Below are 18,100 nucleotides of genomic sequence, written 5' to 3'. Positions count from 1 at the left end.
AACGATCCGAATCTGCTTGGCACACAACACCTCTGAGGCGATAGGGTAGCCATGGCCGCCACGCGCCTACCCGGCCGAATCGTTTTGCATCGCGTCGTCGGCGGCCAGGCCGCGCGCACGCTTGTTGGCGTACATTCGCTCGTCCGCCAGGCGCATGACGTCCTGCTCGCCGGCGGCTATCCCCGCGCTGAAGTCGACGGGGGCGCCGACCTCGGCCCACCGGCGGCGAAGCTTATCCAGGATCCGCCCGGCCTCGGCGCCGTCGGCGCCTATCAGCAGGAGCAGAAATTCATCACCGCCGATGCGGAAGATGATGTCGTCCTTGCGGGCTGATCGGCGCAGCGCGTCGGCGAAGGCGACCAGGACTGCATCGCCGGCTTCGTGGCCGTGGTGGTCGTTGTAGCGCTTGAAGTTGTCGAGATCGGCAAGCACTGCGGCGCATGTGCCGGGGTGCAACGAGAGCCGGTGTCCCAATGAGCTCCGGTTCAACAACTGGGTCAACGCGTCGGTCTGTGCGATGTCGCGCAGCAACAGGCTCTGCTCCACGAGCCGGGCAATGAGCCAGGCGGGCACCTCGGCGACAAGGACCCACATGATCGCGGCCAACACCACGGCCAGCGCCGAGCCCGGTAGGGGCTTCGCACAGCCCACCACAAACGCCGCGGCACCGAGTGGTAGCAGGGCAAGTGAGCGCCAGCGCCGGCCGGTGAGGCCGAGGTAGGCGAATGTGATCGTGATCGTGCCCGGGAATTCGCGGGTGGCGGCGGGTTCGATCGCCCCGGCCAGGAGGGTGACGACGAGCGACGCCACCGGCCAGCCGACGAGCAAACCGCGGCGTCCTTCCCAGCCTCGGAGCCGGCCAATCAGCGCGACAAACGCCGCCGAGACGGCAGCGGCGCCCAGCAGCCAGTCCAGCGTAGGACCGCGACCAGCACTGGGGACACGCGTTCCGGCCGCAGCATAGAGTCCGAGCATCCCAACGAACGCCGTCAAGCCGAGCGCATGTAAACGCGGGGCTGACGGTTGAGGGTCGATGCGCCATGGCACGCGCTCAGGATAATGGCCGCACGACGTCGGAGGTGCGGAAAAGTACTGCGCCCTTACCTTTTCAAGCCATGACGAGCACGCGCACCACAGGACAAGCTGATGAGCCCATGCCCCGCATGGCGCTCGTATACGTGAAAGCCTGCGCGACGCCTACCCACAGCTGCTGAAAGCTATTTCTACGCAGAGGCTTTCACTCCCTAAGAGGTCGGTTCTCGCCCGCTGGTGAACTGCCGGACGAGCAGCTGGACACGTTCCGAGTCGTGGCCGGGGCGTAGTCGGTCCGTACGCGTGAGGATGACCAGTCCGTGCAGCGCGGCCCACAACACTTCGGTGAGCGCATCGGCTTCCTGCTCGGCGGCGACCGGGCATATCGCGTGGCGCAGCTCGGCGAAGGCGGCCACCAGCTCAGGCGGTGTGTCGTCGGCGGCGAACCGCAGGGTGGTCGCGCGGGTGAACATCGCGTCGTATACCGCCGGGTTGTCGCGGGCGAAGCCGAGATAGGCGTGGGCGACCCGGATGAGGGCGACGTCGGCCGCGCCGGCATCCGAGCGGGCGACCTGAAGGGTGTCGGCGAGCTCGCCGAATCCGTCGACGGCGACCGCGTCCGCGATTTGTTCCATCCCGGCGAAGTGCTTGTACAACACGGGCTGGCTGTATTCAATCTCGGCCGACAACCGGCGGGTGGTGACGGCGTCCCACCCTTCGGCCTCGGCCAATCTGCGGGCCGTGGCGACGATCAGCCGCCGCCGGGCAGCTCGCTCGCGTTCACGACGATCCTCGATAGCCATCCCCGAATCGTATCAGCACTAGCAAATCTAGCATCGCTATTGACAGCGCTTAGTCCTCCGGTTAGCGTTGCTAGCAGTTGCCGGTGAGGGGAGCCAGGAAGTGGCCTTGGAAGTCGTCATTCGTGCAGCCACACTGCTCGCGGTGCTGGGCACCGCGGTGGTCTACGGCACCGATGTGTTCTGCGCGATCGTGCTGCGGCCGGCCTTGACGTCGATCGACGACGATGCGTTGGTCGCGGTCATGGGGAGCGTGCATCGATACGGAGACCGGCGTATGCCCGTGCCCGGGATGCTCGCAATCGGCGCCGCCGCGGCGAGTGCCGTACTTGCCACGGTCACCGCACACTGGCCGCAGGCGATCGCGGCGGCCGCGGCACTGGTCTTGCTGCTGATCTGGACGGCGCTCTACACACAGGTGAGCGCTCCCATCAATCGACAACTGACGGCGGCCGCCGACGCCGGCGGACCTCTCCCGAGCGGGCGTGTGCTGCAGGCGAAGTGGGACTCGATCATCAACGCCCGCGCGGCGCTGCAAGGCCTGGCAGTGGCCGCCCTGTGCGTGGCACTGATGGGCTGACGACCCATCGCCATGGCCACCCCGGAATTCACCGCCGACATGGCGGGCTTCGACGTCGGCGACATCGTCGATGTCGAGACGACACTGCTTGACCCGACATCGTTTTCACCAATCCACTGACGAAGCCCAGGAGCGCTCGACATGACCATCACCGTCATCGGCTACACCCTCGCCGGATTGCTTGCCGCGGGCATCATCTTCATCGGCGCACGCTTCCTCGTCGCGCCGCGCGTGGCCGCCGCGGGCTACGGGGTGCTACCCGATCTGGACCGGGCGGGCGCGAGCGCCTACTTGAGCGTCAAGGGCGTGCGCGACATCGCCGCCGGGCTGGTCGTCATCATCCTGATGGTTGCCGGCGCGACCCACCTGGTGGGCTGGGTGATGTTGGCGGCCACCATCATTCCGCTCGCCGACGCGGCCATCGTGTTGCGCAACGGTGGCCCCAAGTCCATCGCTTGGGGAGTCCACGGCGCCACCGCCGCCGTCATGCTCGTCACGACCGCACTGCTGCTCGCCCCCTAGGGCGCAAGACCCGCGGCGGTCCACGCACTCGCGAGGACTAAGAAAATATGCCTTTGGTATGAGGCCGCCCAGCGCCCATTGATAATGATAATCACTTTCAATTACCGTTCCTGCGACTTGTTCGACTCGTTCAGTCCAGGAGTTGCCGTGATGACGTTGGTCGCCACATCTCTGCCATTGCCGAGGCCGCGCGGCGCGGGCTTCCGCTGATGTCCGCACCCATCTGGATGGCTTTCCCGCCGGAGGCGCACTCGACGTTGCTCAGCAGCGGCCCCGGGCCGGCGTCACTGTTCACGGCGGCCGCAGCGTGGAGCGCTGTGAGCGGCGAATATGCCTCGGCCGCAGAAGAACTCAGCGCCGTCCTGGCATCCACACAGTCCGGCGCATGGGAGGGGCCGAGCGCGGAGTCCTATGCGGCGGCGCATGTCCCGTATTTAGCCTGGTTGGCCCAGGCCAGCGCGCACAGCGCTGCGGCCGCCGCACAGCTCGACACCGCGGGAACGGCCTACACCGCCGCGTTGGCGGCGATGCCGACGCTGCCGGAACTAGCCGCCAACCACGCCGTCCATGGCGCCCTGGTGGCAACGAATTTCTTTGGCATCAACACGATTCCGATCGCGGTCAACGAAGCCGACTACGCGCGGATGTGGGTGCAGGCGGCCAGCACGATGACGACGTATGAAGCCGTCTCCGCGGCGGCAGTGGCGGCCACGCCGCGGACCGACCCGGCGCCGCCAATCCTGAACTCCGACGCTACCGCGGCCCACGACCACGAGGAAGACGACGATCACCACGATCATGAGCACGGGTTAGATAGCCCACTCAATCAGTTCGTCGCCCAGATCCTCCGCCTATTCGGGCTGGACTGGGATCCGGTCGAGGGGACGCTCAACGGGCTTCCATATGAGGCCTACACCAATCCGGGGGACTTGCTTTGGTGGGTAGTTCGAACGCTCGAACTCTTCTCGGACTTTCAACAGTTTGGTGCGTTGTTGCAGGAGAACCCGGTGGCGGCGTTCGAATTCATCACCAACCTTGTCCTGTTCGACTGGCCGACTCACCTGGCGCAGCTCGCCAGCTGGCTCCCGGCCCAGCCGCAGGTGCTGTTGGTGCCGATGCTTGTCGCGGTGGCTCCCCTCGGAGCGCTGACCGGATTTGTGGGACTGGCCGGGCTGGCGCCCCCGCCCACGCCCGTCGCAGCGCCGCCAGCCCCAACCACTGCGGCCGCACCCAGCCCGACGGCAGTACTCGGCACCGCCCCGATCGCCGCGTCCACGGCGGTCCCCGCGCCGGCATCCGCGCCGGTGCCCGCCCCGACGGCCAGCACGGTAGTCAGCCCGGCTCCGCCCGCGCCGCCGGCCCCGGGCACTGCGCCGTTCATGCCGCCGTATGCCATTGCGCCACCCGGTATCGGGTTTGGCTCGGCAATGCGCACCAGCGCTGCCGCTGGCGCGAAAAGGGATGCCGCAGAGCCTAATTCCGCCACAGCCACCGCGACGTCGGCCGCGCGGAAGGCTGGACGGGTGCGTCGGCGCCAGCGGGCCCGGCAGCGCGGCCATGGCGACGAGTTCATGGACATGAACGTCGACGTCGATCCCGATTGGGATGGACCGTCGACCAGGGCGTCAGAACACGGCGCCGGACATCTGGGATTCGCCGGAATCGCGCGCAACGAACCCAGTGCCGCGGCGGGACTGACGACCCTCGTGGACGATCAACTCGGGGGCGGGCCCAGCATGCCGATGGTCCCGGGCACGTGGGCCGCGGCGGACGGCGGAACCGCGCAGGACAACGAACGCTGAGCTCCCGTTGACGCTTACACGTCAGTGCTCGTCGTAATGTCCCTCGTGTGCGGCGTGCCGACAGCCGTCATGCACGTAGTCGACGTGATCCCCATGGGGGATCGCGACGTGGCCACACCCGTCGCCGTGCCGATGATCGTGGTGTTCATGCACCGTGTGGCCGGCCGGCTCACATTCGTCGTAATGGCTCTCATGCTGCCGGTGAACATGACCGTCGTGGACGTAGTCGACGTGGTCACCATGCGGGACCGCGACGTGACCACATCCCGCGCCATGTTCGTGGTCGTGCTGAAGATGCTCGCTGTGCACTGTGCCGGTCATTGTTGTCATCACCGCCCGTACCGAAGTTGATTCGCGCGCTACTGGTGCGACCGAGAGCCCCACTGTAGCCCCGTACTCACGCAACACGCCAGACAATGGCCAGTTCATCTGCCCGGGGATGACCGGGCACGACATGACCGCGCTGTGGCAGTTGGCGGCAGAGGGAAGGGGAGGCCTTACGAAGTGCCGCTAGGCCGTTCGGCGCGGCGCGCGCTACCCCGCCGCGACGCCGACGGGTGATCCCAAGCTCGCCGTGGGAACGCATCCGCTCGCCGTTACGGCAGTCAACGCGAGGATCACGGCAACGACGACCTTTGTGGCTAGGCGTGACATAACGACTCCGTTCATCCGGCCCCCGTCCGAACTGTAGACGGAACGGGCACCTATTTCAATAGATATTGAAATAGTGCGGGTTTGCGAGCATAGTTCCAAGAGCGCAGCCGCGAGGCGCGTCCATCGTGGTGAATGCGAACGAGGAGGGTAGTCACTTGACGTCCAAGCTTCCGCCGGTCAAGGTCGCGCGAGCGGTTGAACGGGTCCGCCACCGCCTGGTGCGGTTGCGCCAACGCTTCGCTCCGCCTGCGGCGGTGATGATGGAGTTGATCCTGAATGCGTGGGTGGCTCAAGCGATCACGTCTGCTGCGGATCTCGGCGTGGCGGATGCTCTGGCGGATGGCCCGCTGTCCGGCGAGCAGCTGGCGAACCGACTCGGTGCGGACCCCGACGCCCTGAGGCGGCTCATGCGCGCCCTGATCGGCATCGGGATTTTCCGTCGGCGCGGCGACGGGCGTTACGCACTCACGCCGCTCGCGGAGACCCTGCGCACCGACGCGCCCATCTCGATGGCCGGGATGGCGCGGTGGGTTGGATCGCCTCAGCATCGCGAACACTGGAGCCACCTGACCGACGCGATCCGAACCGGGAATCCGGTGCTCCCAGAGCTTCGTGGCAAATCGGTTTTTGAGTACCTGAGTGACGAAGTGGAGCTGGGGGAGATCTTCAACTCGGCCATGACCAATGTGTCTGAGTTTGCGACCGCGCCCCTGACCGCGGCCTACGATTTCGGTTCGTTCGGCACGATCGTCGATGTCGGCGGGGGACACGGTCGGCTGTTGGCGGCGATCCTGAAGACGGCTCGGAATTCGCGCGGCGTGCTGTTCGATCTTCCGAAGGTCGTGGCGGACGCCCCTGAATTACTTCGCAAGTACGGGGTCGACGACCGCGTCCGAATCGAAGAGGGTTCGTTTTTCGAATCCGTGCCGGAGGGCGGCGACGCGTATGTGCTCAAGAACGTCATCCACGACTGGCCCGACGAAGTCGCGGTGCGCATCCTGAAAAATGTCCGCACCGCGGCCCGTTCCGGCGCGCGACTGTTGCTCTGCGAGTTCGTCATTCCCGACCACGACCGCGACTTCCACGGCAAGTGGGTGGACATCGAAATGCTGGTCGTCGCCGGCGCGCGCGAACGCACCGCGGACGAATATGGTCGGCTGTTCAGCCAAGCCGGTTTCCGGTTGGACCGCGTCGTGGACACCGTATCGCCGCTCAGCATCGTCGAAGCGTCCGCGGTGTAGTCGCGGCTACTTCGGCGACGACAGATCCAGCCCCAGGTCCTCGGCCGGGACGGTCAAGAACCGGTGCACCGCAGGCCCCACCAGCCCCACCACCTCGTCGACCCCGAGCGTCGACAGAGGCGGCACGCGCATGATGTACCGCAGCATCGCAGTGCCGACAAGGTTGGTCGCGGCCAGCATCGCGCGCAGTCGCGCTTCTTCGCCGCCGCCCAGAGTGCTCGACACCGCCGTGAACAGATAATCGTGCAGGAAACCGCGAAACGCATCGTTGGCATCGCTGTTCGTCGTCGCGGACTGCACCATCGACGCCATGCTCGCGGCCGTATCGGGTTGCTCCCAGAGACCAAGGTAGGCCCGCACCACGCGGCAGCCCAAGTCGTCGTCCATTCGGGTGAGCTCAGTCGTCAGCAGGTCGGAGGGCAGCACCAACTTCATCGACTCGCGAAACAATGCCGCCTTCGAGCCGAAGAGATAGAGGACCATCGACGGGTCTACTCGCGCGTCGTCGGCGATCACCCGCAGCGTCGTCTTGTCATAGCCATGCATGGCGAACTGCCGCTTCGCCGCGCGCAGGACCGCGTCGCGCGATACCGGCTCGCCTTGGCGTCTACCGCGGCGCTTCATCATCTTCCCAGGTGACGACATGGGCGAACCATATCATTTCAATCTCCATTGAAAAGCTGCCGCGGCGGTTGTACGCTGCCGGTGGAGTTATTCTATGGTCGTTGAAAAAGTCCCGGATGGCTCTTGAACTGGCCGCCGCCGTCCGCGGAGAGGACTGACGAGATGGACTTCGCGTCGCTGCCTCCGGAGGTCAACTCCGGGCTGATGTATTCCGGGCCCGGGGCGGGGCCGATGCTGGCGGCTGCGGCGGGCTGGGACGCGCTGGCCGCCCAATTGGAGGCCACCGCCAGCGGCTACGCGGCCGAGCTGGCCGGGCTGACCGGCCAGGCATGGTCCGGCCCCTCGTCGGTGCTGATGACGGCCGCGGCCACGCCCTATGTGGAGTGGCTGTCCAGCGGCGCCGGTCAAGCCGCGCAGACCGCCGCACAGGCCTACGCGGCGGCGGCGGCCTATGAGGCGGCGTTCGCGATGACGGTGCCCCCGCCGGTCATCGCGGCCAACCGGACGCAGTTGATGGTGTTGGTCGCGACCAATTTCTTCGGGCAGAACGCCCCGGCGATCGCGGCGACTGAAGCCCAGTACATGGAGATGTGGGTGCAAGACGCCACGGCGATGTATGGCTATGCCGCTGCCGCCCAGACGGCGAGCACCTTGGCCCCGTTCGACGAGCCGCCGCAGACGACCAACCCGGCAGGGCAGGGCGCCCAGGCCCAGACGGTGGTACAGGCCGCCGGCAACGCCACCGGCGCGACACAGCAGGTGGCCTCGACCCACGCGACGATGCACACCCTCAGCTCCACCGCCGCCGACACCGTCGGGCCCGTCGCCCCGGGCCAAACTGTCACCGTCGCGCCGGGAGACGCCATCAGCGTCGGGGCCAATACCGGGATGTACGTCAACAGCGGCTCGATCACGATCACCGGCCCCGGCACCAACCTCATCAGCTTCGGCACCGTTATCGTCAACCCCGGCAGCACAATTCATACGATTATCGACTGCTCCGAAGGCGGCGTTTTGATCCCCCAGGGCGTCGACGTCACCGCCGGCTCGAGTCCCATCGTCCTTGCCCCCGGATCGTTCCAGGAGGTTCTGGTCAGCCTCGTCAACGGCTCCGCCACACTCCCAGTCGTCGGCACTGAACAGGTCGCCATCCAGACCTTTGCAAACACCGCCACCGCCATCGCCGGCCCCGCCGGCGCGTCCATCACCAACGTCTTCGGGACCGTCACCGTCGCCACCGTCACGCCCATCCCTAGCTCGTCGAGCGCATTAGGCGCGCCCGCAGCGGTCGGCCTGGCGTCGCCGGGCCTCGCGGGTACCGCAGCAATTCAGCCTCAACTCAACGTGGATGGGCTGTTGGAATGGGTTCAAACCGTTTCCGGTGCCGACCTGGCAGTTGCCGGCTCAGGCTAGGCAAGCCGTGGTAGGCCGCGGCATGGACGAACCTGCCAACCCCCGTGTGGGTTGGCAGTTCCACCCCTCGTCCGGTGTCGGCGCGCCGTCAGGGGGAGCAGGGCAGGCAATCTCGCTTGGGTCGCTGTCCGTGCCCCCGTCCTGGGCGCCGATCGCCTCGGTGCTCGGATCAGCCACGCGGGCAACGGCTTTCACGATTCATGCCGCCGATCCGGTCGTTCCGGAGAGGTTGCCGGGACGCACCTTCCAGCAGACGCTGATGGCAATGGTGACCGGATTTGATGGCTCACTGCGCGGATGACGGCGCCGGGAAATGGCACTTCTCCCGATAACTCAGGGGAGAGGGATTCGCCTGATGATCGGCACCGGAAACCTGTTTGTGTGCAACCGGATTAAGCCTTGCACGCCCAACGTCTGCGATTCCGCCGCGTTACCGGACTACACGGGTCGGGCGGATCCCGTCGGTGGGGACCGCCGGACGGGTGGTCTTGCGGTTGCAACCGCATGCAGTAATCGTGCGATAACGGTCCAGCCACCGGAGTGTTCTGTCAGGATATGGAGCGTCAACGCCGCGGGCTGGAGGGGGCGCGTTGCCGTTTGGGAGTCGCCACCTGTGTCGCGGGCTATCCGCGGTCCTCGTCGCCGCGGCGGGGTTCAACGCGCTCGGGCTGTGGGGAGTCGCGACGGCGCAACGCGTGCAGTTTGTCCTCGAAGCAACGATCTGTTTCGGCGCGCTACTCGTTGGGCTTGTCGTCACGCGCCGGGTGACCGGCCTGTGGCGGTGGTGGCGGGTAGCGCTCCTCGTGGCGATCGCTACCTTTTTGACCGCCGAGTTTCTTTCATGGCTGGCTCGCGCCGAGGACCGCGGGGCAGCCGCGCCGCAATCCGCCGTCATCGGCTACTTTCTCGCCGGACTGTTGTTCGGCACCGCGATGGTGCTTCTCGTGCGTGCCGGGAGCCATGTCGACGACAGAACATGGATACGGATTTGGCCGGGGGTCATCACCACCGTCCTCGATGGCTTACTGGTGACCCTGGCGTTTTGCCACTTGGTGTACGTCGCCCGCCTGGGCGCCATGGACGGTGCCGCGTTGCCGCGGTCGACGAATTCCGCAGTCGTCTACGGCATCGCCGCTGTCGAGCTCGTCGTGGTGGTGGCCGCAGTTCTTGTTGCGATGTGGTATCCGCCGTATCGACCGGGTCGGGCGAACTACATGCTGCTTGCGGCCGCGGTGATTACCCTTACCTCCTCGGACAGGCTGCTGGCCTACCTCCGGAGCGTCGGAGTGACGACGCTGGACCTGTGGGTCGGCACCGGATTCGTCATCGCTCCGGTGTTGATCACGTGCAGCCTGCTTGAACTGCCGCCGCGGCCCCGACCACCCCATGACGAGATGGAGCAACCCACCAACTGGGCGCAGCTGACCCTGCCCTACGTGGGCTTCATGGGCAGCACCGCTCTCCTCGCGTTCCACGTGCTCATCGGCCGAATGGTCGACCCGATCTTCGTCAGCACTTATCTGGCGATGGCGCTGCTGGTCGCGACCCGCTACGTGGTGGCGATGCGTGTGCAGCGGATGTTGACCGAACAGCTCGTCGAGGCCAAGCGCCGACTTGCACACCAGGCCCAGCACGATGCATTGACCGGACTACCGAATCGATTGTTGTTGGCGCAGCGGCTGGACGAAGCGATACGCGAGGGGCCGTTCGTCTTGATCTTCGTCGACATCGACGACTTCAAAGAGGTCAACGACCGATTCGGGCACGCCGCCGGCGACGAGTTGCTGTGCGCGATCAGCGAGCGCCTAGGGCGTTGCCTCCGCCCCGGTGACACGCTGGCTCGCATCGGGGGAGACGAGTTCGCCATCCTGATCCCAGGCGGTGTCGAGGCACCCGAGATCTTCGCCGACACGCTACGGGTGGCGTTACGGAGTCCGTTCTCCGTGCAGGGGAGTTCGGTGCGGGTGCGCGCCAGCATGGGCCTGGTCAGTCCCGACTGTAACGGTCTCCCGCCGACGTCTGACGACCTGCTCAGGCAGGCCGACATCTCGATGTACACGGGTAAGCGGCTGGGTAAGGACACCGCCGTCGTTTACCACCCGGCATTCACCGTGTCGGAAGATTTTTCGACGGCGCTCCGGCATGCGAAGGGGCGCATTCCGGAGGGCTTTCGGCTGAAGTACCAGCCCGTGGTGTCCCTCCCACAAGGCGTCCCCGTCGCGGTAGAGGCGCTTGCCCGGTGGACAACACCGAGCGGGATCCAGATTCCTCCCCAGACATTCGTCTCCCTGGCCGAAGCGAATGGCATGGGGGCACAACTCGATGCGATGGTGCTCGACCTGGCCTGCGCGGAGATCCAGGCCGCGGGACTCGATCTGGACCTCCACATCAATGTCGGTGCCGCGCGACTCGGCAGCGTTGAATTCGAACATGTCATCAGCCGCACGCTGGCGAGACGCCGCTTATCGCCGCGCCGGCTCGTCCTGGAAATCACCGAGACCGTTCCCGTTGTCGACCTCGCCGACGGGGCGGCCGCGATCAGACGATTGTCCGAACTGGGCATCAGGGTGGCCTTGGACGACTTCGGCGCGGGCTACAACTCGCTGACCTACCTTCACGAATTGCCCGTACAAATCGTGAAGCTCGACCGCGGCCTCGTAGTGGGCGTCGAACCAGGCCGAAACCTGACGTTGTACCGGTCGGTCATCGGCTTGTGCGAGGCGCTGGGGCTCAACGTGATCGCCGAAGGCATAGAAACAGCCGAGCAGGCCGAGACGGTATTCAAAGCCGGATGCGCATTGGCACAAGGCCACCTGTTCGGGCCAGCATCCGAGCTCGCCGATATCGCCGCACCTTCTACCGCCAACTAGCCGCCCGGACAACATTTACGCCACCGACCACCGCAACAACCGCGTACTCAAACTTCCGGAGCCTGGTTCAATATGGTTGTTGTGTGGGGCGTTTCGATCGAATTACCGGGTCACCAGAGTGACACGCTGTCGCTCTTCCGGGTGCCAAAGCGCTCAGGTGGGACAGGCGCGCGCCAGGGCGGCCATCTCGTCACTGAACTCGTGGCTCACCTCGGCCGCCGCTTTCGCCGACGGCGGAAGTTTCGCGTTGAGCGGGTCTTGTTTGCCTAGCTCGTCATTCATCTGGTTCGCGTCTTTCATGAATTCTCGCGCCAGCGCCGCAGCTCGTTGGGCATGGGCAGACAGGACAGGTGCGGTCACCTGGTCGGCATGCCGCTGGAGTCCGTCCAGCCATGCCTGGTAGTCGGCTCCAGTGGGTATCGAGTCTTGTTCGTAGGAGCCCGCCGGCGCGAACCGCGTCTTCGCTTTCAACGACGCCTGCGTGTCGCGGTTGAAAGCGATGAATTGGCGCACACTCCAACAAGGTTGCGCCCGCTCATCGATGCGCCACGCGACGACCAGACCCGCGGTGGCCGTGGCCACGCACAACATCGTCAGCAACCGCCGGGCTGTCCTACGTGTCCGGAACCTGTTTGCGGCCACCCAACCAACGTAACTGCTGATCGGCCCGCGCGGAATCACGTCCAATCAGGACGCGATGAACTCGAGCAGATCCGGGTTGAGCACATCCGCGTGCGTGGTCAGCATGCCGTGTGGGTAGCCGGCATAGGTTTTCAACGTACCGTTCTGGAGGAGGTCGACCGCGCGGGGTACCGCGCTGGCGAACGGCACAATCTGGTCGTCGTCACCGTGCATCACCAGGACGGGAACGGTAATCGTCTTCAGCTCTTCGGAGTAGTCCTCGAGCCAGGACGCCACCGTTTCGTAGTGAGCCTGGGCACTGCCGGACATGCCCTGCCGCCACCAGTTCGCGATGACCGCTTCAGACGGCTCTGCACCAGTGCGATTGAATCCGTAGAACGGACCCTCCGGCACCGCGCGGAAGAACTCCGATCGATTCCGCACGACACCAGCCCGCACGGCCTCGAACCATTCCCGGGGTTGCCCGCCCGGATTCTTTTCCGTCTGCGCCATGCTCGGTGTTGGGGAAGAGACCAGTACCGCCTTGGCGACCCGCTGTTGATGGCGTGCCACATAGCAAGCCACCTCAGCGCCGCCGGTGGAGTGCCCAATATGGACCGCCTCATGCAGGTCGAGCTGCTCGGTCAGCGCGGCCAGGTCGGCCACCCAGTGCTCTATGTCATTGCCGTTCCCGACCTGCGCGGATCGGCCATGCCCGCGCCGGTCGTGAGCGATCACCCGATAGCCCTGGTGCAGGAAGAACATCATCTGCGCGTCCCAGTCGTCGGCCGTGAGCGGCCAGCCATGACTGAAGACGATCGGCTGGCCGGAGCCCCAATCCTTATAGAAGATTTCGACACCATCCGACGTGGTGATGGTAGGCATGGTCGTTCCCCTCGCGGTCGCCTCCCGCGGGCGCTTCCCGCGATCAATTGACAGTCAACCGCAAGCCCCAAGTTTTTTCTTGCGAGCACTCCATTGGGTCGCGCTGCATTAGGCGACGTTCAGCTCCTGCTCGGCACCTGAGCGACTTCATACCGTTAGAAACGAAACAACCACCGCACCCCTGATGTGTGAAATCGGTGGCGTTCGCACTAGCAGCGCAAATGCATTCCCCAACAACATAATCGGCAATGCGCGTGAGACGAGGGCTGCATGGTGCGCCGCACCGTCAGTGCTACGCGGGTCGCAGGGCCGACTGTTCTCGACCCCTGAGTGCCGCGACTCCCAGGCCGGCGAACAGTGCCGCGCCGCCTCCGGCGACCACGGCGCCGGTCGACGACAGGGTGCGGGCCCGGCCCCCGCGCACGGCAGCGATGACGCCCAGCACGTCGGTGAGCAGTCCTAGCTGCAGCGCGCGCGTCCGCAGCCGCGGTGAAGCCCCGTCGGTGATCGCGACCGCCAACGTCAGCTCGCGCGAGCCGAAAAGTTGAGTAGTGAAGGGCTGATCGTGCGCGCGCATGACCGCCAGATCAATTGAGAGTCCACACGCGGTCGTCGAGCGGCCCCGGCCCAGACTCCGTGGCGCGGATGCGATGGTGTGGTTGGCCGTTGAAGTCGGCACTGCCCCCCGGGTTGGGTTGCACGGTCGGTATCGTAAAACTCCCAACCCGCACACGCCGCTGGGAACGGGGGTGAATGTGGACAGCCTGGTTCAGGCACTCGCCGCGTCGATGGACTCAGTGTCATTGATGGGACGCATTGCTGAGCAGGCTTGCGCGTTTATGGAAAAAGCCGATGGGGCGGCCGTCACGTTACTTCGTGCCTCCGATAACGCGTACGTGACCGTCTCTGGACACGGCGTGCTAGCGACTACACCGGGATTCGTGGTGCCCAAACGGAGCAGTTTTCAGGGCCTCGCGGCGCGGGAAAAACACCCAAAGGTGATAGACGATGCCTGGGTAGACCGACGACTGTCGGCACGTGTTCGAGCGATGAACAAACAGTGGGACACCCGGTCGTGGGCGGCGATTCCCCTGATGTACAACGACGACGCCATCGGTTCACTGCTGCTGGCCGCGACAGCCACCGGTGCCTTCACTGACACAGACGTCGACGCGATGCTCGATATCAGTCAGTTCGTTTCCGCCGTGATCGGCGCCCAGTCCCAACTGTCCACGCTGCTGACCCACGTGATGAGCGACAGCGACGATCGCGGGCAACGCGCCCTTACGGCGCGATTCATCGCCTCGGTGATGTTGCCCGAAGCAGTGGAGACCGAGAAGCTGCAAGATCGACTGGACGCAGTATTGGCGCAGCCGGACGCTCTCAGCGCGGTCTTTCAACCCATCGTCCATCTGGCAAGCGGTACGACGATTGCCTACGAAGGGTTGATCCGCTTTCCCGCATCGTCGGAGTTGACCCCCACGCAATGGTTCAGCGTTGCCCGGCGTCTAGGCCGAGGTATCGAATTAGAACATGCCGCGTTGTCCACCATCCTCAACGCTGCCGGCGGCATCCCCAATGACTGCCCACTCGCGGCCAACCTGAGCCCGAGCGCCGCACTCGAGCCGACGATTCAAGACGTGCTTACAGCCCAGGACCGGGCGCTGGTCGTGGAAATCACTGAGCACGAACCGTTTCCCGATGACCTCGGCCCGGGCCTGAGGCATCTGCGTGATCGCGGGATACGCGTGGCAGTCGACGATGCGGGCGCCGGATATGCCAGCTTCGCCCAACTGCTGCGGTTACATCCAGACATGATCAAGATCGACGGGGAGTTGATCGCTGGAATCGACCACGATCCCGTCAAGCGTGCGTTGGCGACCGCACTGAACTCGCTGGCATCCGAGCTGCACGCAAAATTGGTGGCCGAAGCGGTGGAGACACCCGGCCAGCTGCAGACCCTGATTCGTCTCGGTATCGAATACGGCCAAGGCTTTCACCTGGGGCTACCTCAATCAGGCGCTCGGCCATACCGAGACGGCCGCGATTGAACTCGGCCGACTCAGCGCCGGGATCTACCACCGCCTTCGGCGACATTCACCGCCAGGGAGCGCCAGGGCGATTCGACGGGGGAGCCATGCCCGCCGGCCGGTAGCGTTACGCGGCATGTACGAGTCCGTCGTCGTTACGGTCAAACCCGGCAGTCGCAAGGGGCCCCTGGTCGAGGTCGGCCCGGATGGTCAGCTGACCATCTACGTTCGGGAGCCAGCGGTTGACGGCAAGGCCAACGATGCTGTCGCCCGGGTACTGGCGGCCCACCTTCAATTGCCAAGAAGCCGAGTCGAATTGATATCCGGAACGACGTCACGGCTCAAACGTTTCCGGGTGAGCCGTTGATCGATGTCGGGCGACCGGACCCGTCGCCCGCCACGCCATATAACGGTGTCGATTCCGTCTGGCGACCAATGCTTTTCCGCCCTGGCCAATCGCTTTGATGCGCATCGTCGCAGTGCGAGACCATCACCACGTCGATTCGCTCGCTGGAGGGTATGCCGCTCAGCTGTACGGTTCGGGGTGGCCGACTTACGGCATCGATGTCGCCCCTTCGACAGCGGCGCCTTCAGCCGAGAATGGTTGGCGCGGAGCACGACTCTGTGCTGCGACCGTTAAGGATCGTTACCGCAATCGTGATTTTCGCACTCGTATCATTGGATTGACGAGAAGTCGGAAGCTTTCGACGCAACTAACGCCGATCGGCGTCCGGAAGCCTGGGGGGCTGATATGACCACCGCAATCGCCGCGCACGAGCCAATCGAGAAAGACGCGTCCCACGCGCACGACGATTTCACTTTGGCGGTCGCCAGAGTCAACGGCATTGCCTGGCGAGGGGACACCGTTCTCGCCGAATTGAAGCCGCGCTGGCGCGCCACGGAAGAAGAGATCGTCCGCGCGGCGATCACGGTGATTTTGGTAGCCCTCGTGGCGGTGATCGGCGTCGCCGCGGGCGCAATCTTGACGATGGGCTAGCAGCGGACACGGTGCGTCGCCTCGAGGCCGCACAAGGGCATTCGTTCAGAGACGGCAAGTTGTCGGTATGGCCGGGTGGTCTGAGAAATGCTGCTGAACCGCATGTATAGATGTCAGGAGGTAGTACGGGTAACCCGCCGTATTCGACTTTTGCATTTTTCTCCCATCCGACGTCGGCGGGGGAGGACGTCAAGCCGTCATAGACAAGCTGCGCCAAGCAGATGCGGACCGTCGTCGAAGTCAAAGCTGGATCTGTCCGCCGTCCACAGCGAGTTCCGCACCGGTGACAAAGCTGCTCTGGTCCGAAGCCAAGAACAACACCGCCGACGCGATCTCCTCAGGGCGTCCCAGCCGCTTCATCGGCACCTGAGCCGCCATCCCGTCGAGCAGATCGTGTTTCTGGTCAGCGGGTGCCAGGCCGGTGAGTCCGGGGGTTTCGACGGGGCCGGGGACGACGGTATTGACCCGGATCTTGCGGTCGGCCAGTTCCGCGGCCCAGGTGCGGCCGAGGGACCGGATGGCCGCTTTGGACGCGGCGTAGAGACCGAAGGCGGCTTCGCCCTTGGAGGCCGCAGTGGACCCGGCGAGAATGATCGATGCTCCCTCGTTGAGTAGCGGCAAGGTCTTCTGCACGGTGAATACGGTGCCGGCAACGTTGCGGTCGAAGTTGTCGCGATAGTGATCGGGGGTCACGTCGGCCAGGGCGGCGAAGTTGCCGCCACCCGCATTGGCAAAGACAACGTCAAGTCCCGTGCCGTGCGCAGAGATCTCAGCGGCCAGGGCGTCGAGTTCAGCTGGCTTACTGACATCGCTCTGCACGGCGTGGGCGCCGGTCGAGGCGGCCGCCTCGTCGAGACGGCCGCGGTCGCGGCCGGTGATGAAAACATAGGCGCCTTCGTCGGCGAAGCGCCTGGCCGTAGCCAGGCCGATACCCGATGTCCCACCGGTGACCAGTGCAGTTTTGCCGTCGAGCTGTCCCATGACCGGGCTCCGTTCTTAAGTGATCCATGCGCTTGTTTCGGCTGCAACTCAGATGATGTATCACCTATTCCTGCGCGTCCAACATCGTCCAGAGTCGAAGGATCAGGTCGTCGGATATTTCGGCCACGTCGAAGCCAGATGCCACAGCCTGACCGTCGGAGCCGCAAAGCTTCCATGCCAGAAAACCCAGTCCACGGGTTTTGCGGACCGCGCCGGCCTTAATGAAGTGCAGGCCGTGCAGGGTTTTTTGCAATTCAGAAGCATTGCTGTTCAGTGCGTCGTGGCCGCTGATCACGCCCTCGTCGTCGGTCCACTGCACATTGGCCGCGTAGGTTCTCGCGATCGCCTCCGAGCGCCGCTGAGGGTTGCGCTCGTTGAACACGTCCAGCAGGTTTGGCTTCCATCAGACGGGCAATGACATCGCTCACGTGATACTCCCATTTTTAGGTGAGGTATCACCTAAAACGAATGCTACCTCGTTGCGGGTGGCAGCGAGCTGTTGTGATCGAGGTTGACGTGAATGTGCTCCAGTGCGGCGGTCAGTGGTGCGATCAGATTCTCAGGAAGGGGATCAAAAAACAGGCTCCGTACGAGGTCGACATGGCCGGGAGCGGCCTCGGCAAGGGCCCGCCGTCCACTCGGAGTGAGTAGTACGAGCGTGGTGCGTCCGTCCTCGGCGCTGGGCCGCCGTCTGGTAAGCCCGCGTTCCTCCATGCGCCGCAATTGGTGTGACAACCTGCTGCGTTCCCACCCGATCTGCGCTGCGAGATCGCTGACGCGCATGGCCGCGTCGCGGTCGGCGCCGAGCGCGACCAGCACGTCATAGTCGGACAACGACAACCCAGAGTCGGCCTGCAGCTGGCGGTTCATCTCGTAGTTCATCCTGAGCTGCACGCGCATGTAGGCCACCCACGCGCGCTGCTGTCGTGGAGTCAGCCACCCTCGCTTTGGTGATACGTCCCGCACTCGTCTTGGCGTCACAGTTGACAGTATGATGACGCAACGGTCTCAGTGCCGATATTCGGCGCTTTCCCAGCCACGTCCACCC

Annotated in this window: 20 protein-coding genes; 10 read left to right on the top strand and 10 right to left on the bottom strand. The window is 65.0% G+C overall.

The features are described from left to right. Positions 1-66: 66 nt before the first annotated feature. Together U8D42_RS08460 and U8D42_RS08455 are read right to left on the bottom strand one after the other, a co-directional pair. Complete coding sequence (locus tag U8D42_RS08460; protein WP_322860704.1) at positions 67-828, bottom strand: GGDEF domain-containing protein; 762 nt, start codon at positions 826-828, stop codon at positions 67-69. 416 nt (positions 829-1,244) lie between these two features. Further along, positions 1,245-1,835, bottom strand: coding sequence for a TetR/AcrR family transcriptional regulator (locus U8D42_RS08455; protein ID WP_322860703.1), 591 nt, complete (start codon positions 1,833-1,835; stop codon positions 1,245-1,247). 100 nt (positions 1,836-1,935) lie between these two features. Here U8D42_RS08455 and U8D42_RS08450 point away from each other — a divergent pair, with 100 nt between their 5' ends. From U8D42_RS08450 to U8D42_RS08440, 3 genes are all read left to right on the top strand, one after another. After that, positions 1,936-2,412, top strand: coding sequence for a DUF1772 domain-containing protein (locus U8D42_RS08450; RefSeq protein ID WP_322860702.1), 477 nt, complete (start codon positions 1,936-1,938; stop codon positions 2,410-2,412). A gap of 141 nt (positions 2,413-2,553) precedes the next feature. Beyond that, complete coding sequence (locus U8D42_RS08445) at positions 2,554-2,934, top strand: DUF4267 domain-containing protein (protein ID WP_322860701.1); 381 nt, start codon at positions 2,554-2,556, stop codon at positions 2,932-2,934. A gap of 209 nt (positions 2,935-3,143) precedes the next feature. Next, a complete protein-coding gene (locus U8D42_RS08440) occupies positions 3,144-4,736 on the top strand; it encodes a PPE family protein (protein ID WP_322860700.1) in 1,593 nt (530 codons plus the stop codon). Positions 4,737-4,757: 21 nt separating this feature from the next. Here the strand turns inward: U8D42_RS08440 and U8D42_RS08435 are convergent, their stop codons facing one another. Further along, entirely contained in the window at positions 4,758-5,057 is a 300-nt protein-coding gene (locus tag U8D42_RS08435) for a hypothetical protein (protein ID WP_085239945.1), read from the bottom strand. Between the two features lie 458 nt (positions 5,058-5,515). Between U8D42_RS08435 and U8D42_RS08430 the strand changes: the two genes are divergently transcribed. Then, positions 5,516-6,631 carry a methyltransferase gene (locus tag U8D42_RS08430; protein ID WP_431523835.1) on the top strand — a complete coding sequence of 372 codons (1,116 nt, stop codon included), beginning with the start codon at positions 5,516-5,518 and terminating at the stop codon, positions 6,629-6,631. A gap of 6 nt (positions 6,632-6,637) precedes the next feature. Here U8D42_RS08430 and U8D42_RS08425 read toward each other — a convergent pair whose 3' ends face one another. Then, complete coding sequence (locus tag U8D42_RS08425) at positions 6,638-7,276, bottom strand: TetR family transcriptional regulator (RefSeq protein WP_431523834.1); 639 nt, start codon at positions 7,274-7,276, stop codon at positions 6,638-6,640. A 141-nt stretch (positions 7,277-7,417) separates the two neighbouring features. Between U8D42_RS08425 and U8D42_RS08420 the strand changes: the two genes are divergently transcribed. The 3 genes from U8D42_RS08420 to U8D42_RS08415 all read left to right on the top strand — a co-directional run bounded on the left by U8D42_RS08420 (position 7,418) and on the right by U8D42_RS08415 (position 11,538). Continuing rightward, on the top strand, positions 7,418-8,668 hold the full coding sequence (locus U8D42_RS08420; RefSeq protein ID WP_322860698.1) for a PPE family protein: 1,251 nt from the start codon (positions 7,418-7,420) through the stop codon (positions 8,666-8,668). Continuing rightward, on the top strand, positions 8,604-8,969 hold the full coding sequence (locus U8D42_RS29345; RefSeq protein WP_431523833.1) for a PPE family protein, SVP subgroup: 366 nt from the start codon (positions 8,604-8,606) through the stop codon (positions 8,967-8,969). The genes U8D42_RS08420 and U8D42_RS29345 overlap by 65 nt, the downstream gene beginning before the upstream one ends. A gap of 289 nt (positions 8,970-9,258) precedes the next feature. Beyond that, positions 9,259-11,538, top strand: coding sequence for a putative bifunctional diguanylate cyclase/phosphodiesterase (locus tag U8D42_RS08415; protein ID WP_322860697.1), 2,280 nt, complete (start codon positions 9,259-9,261; stop codon positions 11,536-11,538). Between the two features lie 153 nt (positions 11,539-11,691). Here U8D42_RS08415 and U8D42_RS08410 read toward each other — a convergent pair whose 3' ends face one another. From U8D42_RS08410 to U8D42_RS08400, 3 genes are all read right to left on the bottom strand, one after another. Continuing rightward, positions 11,692-12,129 carry a hypothetical protein gene (locus U8D42_RS08410; RefSeq protein ID WP_322860728.1) on the bottom strand — a complete coding sequence of 146 codons (438 nt, stop codon included), beginning with the start codon at positions 12,127-12,129 and terminating at the stop codon, positions 11,692-11,694. A gap of 96 nt (positions 12,130-12,225) precedes the next feature. Beyond that, the gene (locus U8D42_RS08405; protein ID WP_322860696.1) at positions 12,226-13,044 is read right to left on the bottom strand and encodes an alpha/beta fold hydrolase; all 819 of its coding nucleotides are present in this window, start codon (positions 13,042-13,044) and stop codon (positions 12,226-12,228) included. A gap of 292 nt (positions 13,045-13,336) precedes the next feature. Next, a complete protein-coding gene (locus tag U8D42_RS08400) occupies positions 13,337-13,621 on the bottom strand; it encodes a hypothetical protein (RefSeq protein ID WP_322860695.1) in 285 nt (94 codons plus the stop codon). A 172-nt stretch (positions 13,622-13,793) separates the two neighbouring features. Between U8D42_RS08400 and U8D42_RS08395 the strand changes: the two genes are divergently transcribed. The 3 genes from U8D42_RS08395 (at position 13,794) to U8D42_RS08385 (ending at position 16,071) form a co-directional block, all read left to right on the top strand. Then, on the top strand, positions 13,794-15,095 hold the full coding sequence (locus U8D42_RS08395) for a sensor domain-containing phosphodiesterase (RefSeq protein ID WP_322860694.1): 1,302 nt from the start codon (positions 13,794-13,796) through the stop codon (positions 15,093-15,095). A gap of 115 nt (positions 15,096-15,210) precedes the next feature. Beyond that, positions 15,211-15,441, top strand: a complete 231-nt coding sequence (locus U8D42_RS08390; protein ID WP_322860693.1) for a DUF167 domain-containing protein — start codon at positions 15,211-15,213, stop codon at positions 15,439-15,441. Between the two features lie 384 nt (positions 15,442-15,825). Further along, the gene (locus tag U8D42_RS08385; RefSeq protein WP_085239939.1) at positions 15,826-16,071 is read left to right on the top strand and encodes a hypothetical protein; all 246 of its coding nucleotides are present in this window, start codon (positions 15,826-15,828) and stop codon (positions 16,069-16,071) included. Positions 16,072-16,311: 240 nt separating this feature from the next. Here U8D42_RS08385 and U8D42_RS08380 read toward each other — a convergent pair whose 3' ends face one another. The 3 genes from U8D42_RS08380 to U8D42_RS08370 all read right to left on the bottom strand — a co-directional run bounded on the left by U8D42_RS08380 (position 16,312) and on the right by U8D42_RS08370 (position 17,952). Beyond that, positions 16,312-17,052, bottom strand: coding sequence for an SDR family oxidoreductase (locus tag U8D42_RS08380; protein ID WP_322860692.1), 741 nt, complete (start codon positions 17,050-17,052; stop codon positions 16,312-16,314). 64 nt (positions 17,053-17,116) lie between these two features. Then, positions 17,117-17,434 (bottom strand): nuclear transport factor 2 family protein, encoded by a 318-nt coding sequence (locus U8D42_RS08375; protein ID WP_322860691.1) that lies wholly within the window; start codon positions 17,432-17,434, stop codon positions 17,117-17,119. Between the two features lie 89 nt (positions 17,435-17,523). After that, a complete protein-coding gene (locus U8D42_RS08370) occupies positions 17,524-17,952 on the bottom strand; it encodes a MarR family winged helix-turn-helix transcriptional regulator (RefSeq protein WP_322860690.1) in 429 nt (142 codons plus the stop codon). Positions 17,953-18,100 lie beyond the last annotated feature (148 nt).

Origin of the sequence: Mycobacterium europaeum, from assembly GCF_034555895.2 — a bacterium.
Taxonomy (GTDB): domain Bacteria; phylum Actinomycetota; class Actinomycetes; order Mycobacteriales; family Mycobacteriaceae; genus Mycobacterium; species Mycobacterium europaeum.
Note: the sequence above shows the minus strand (reverse complement) of the source record. Positions and strands in the feature narration are given on the sequence as shown.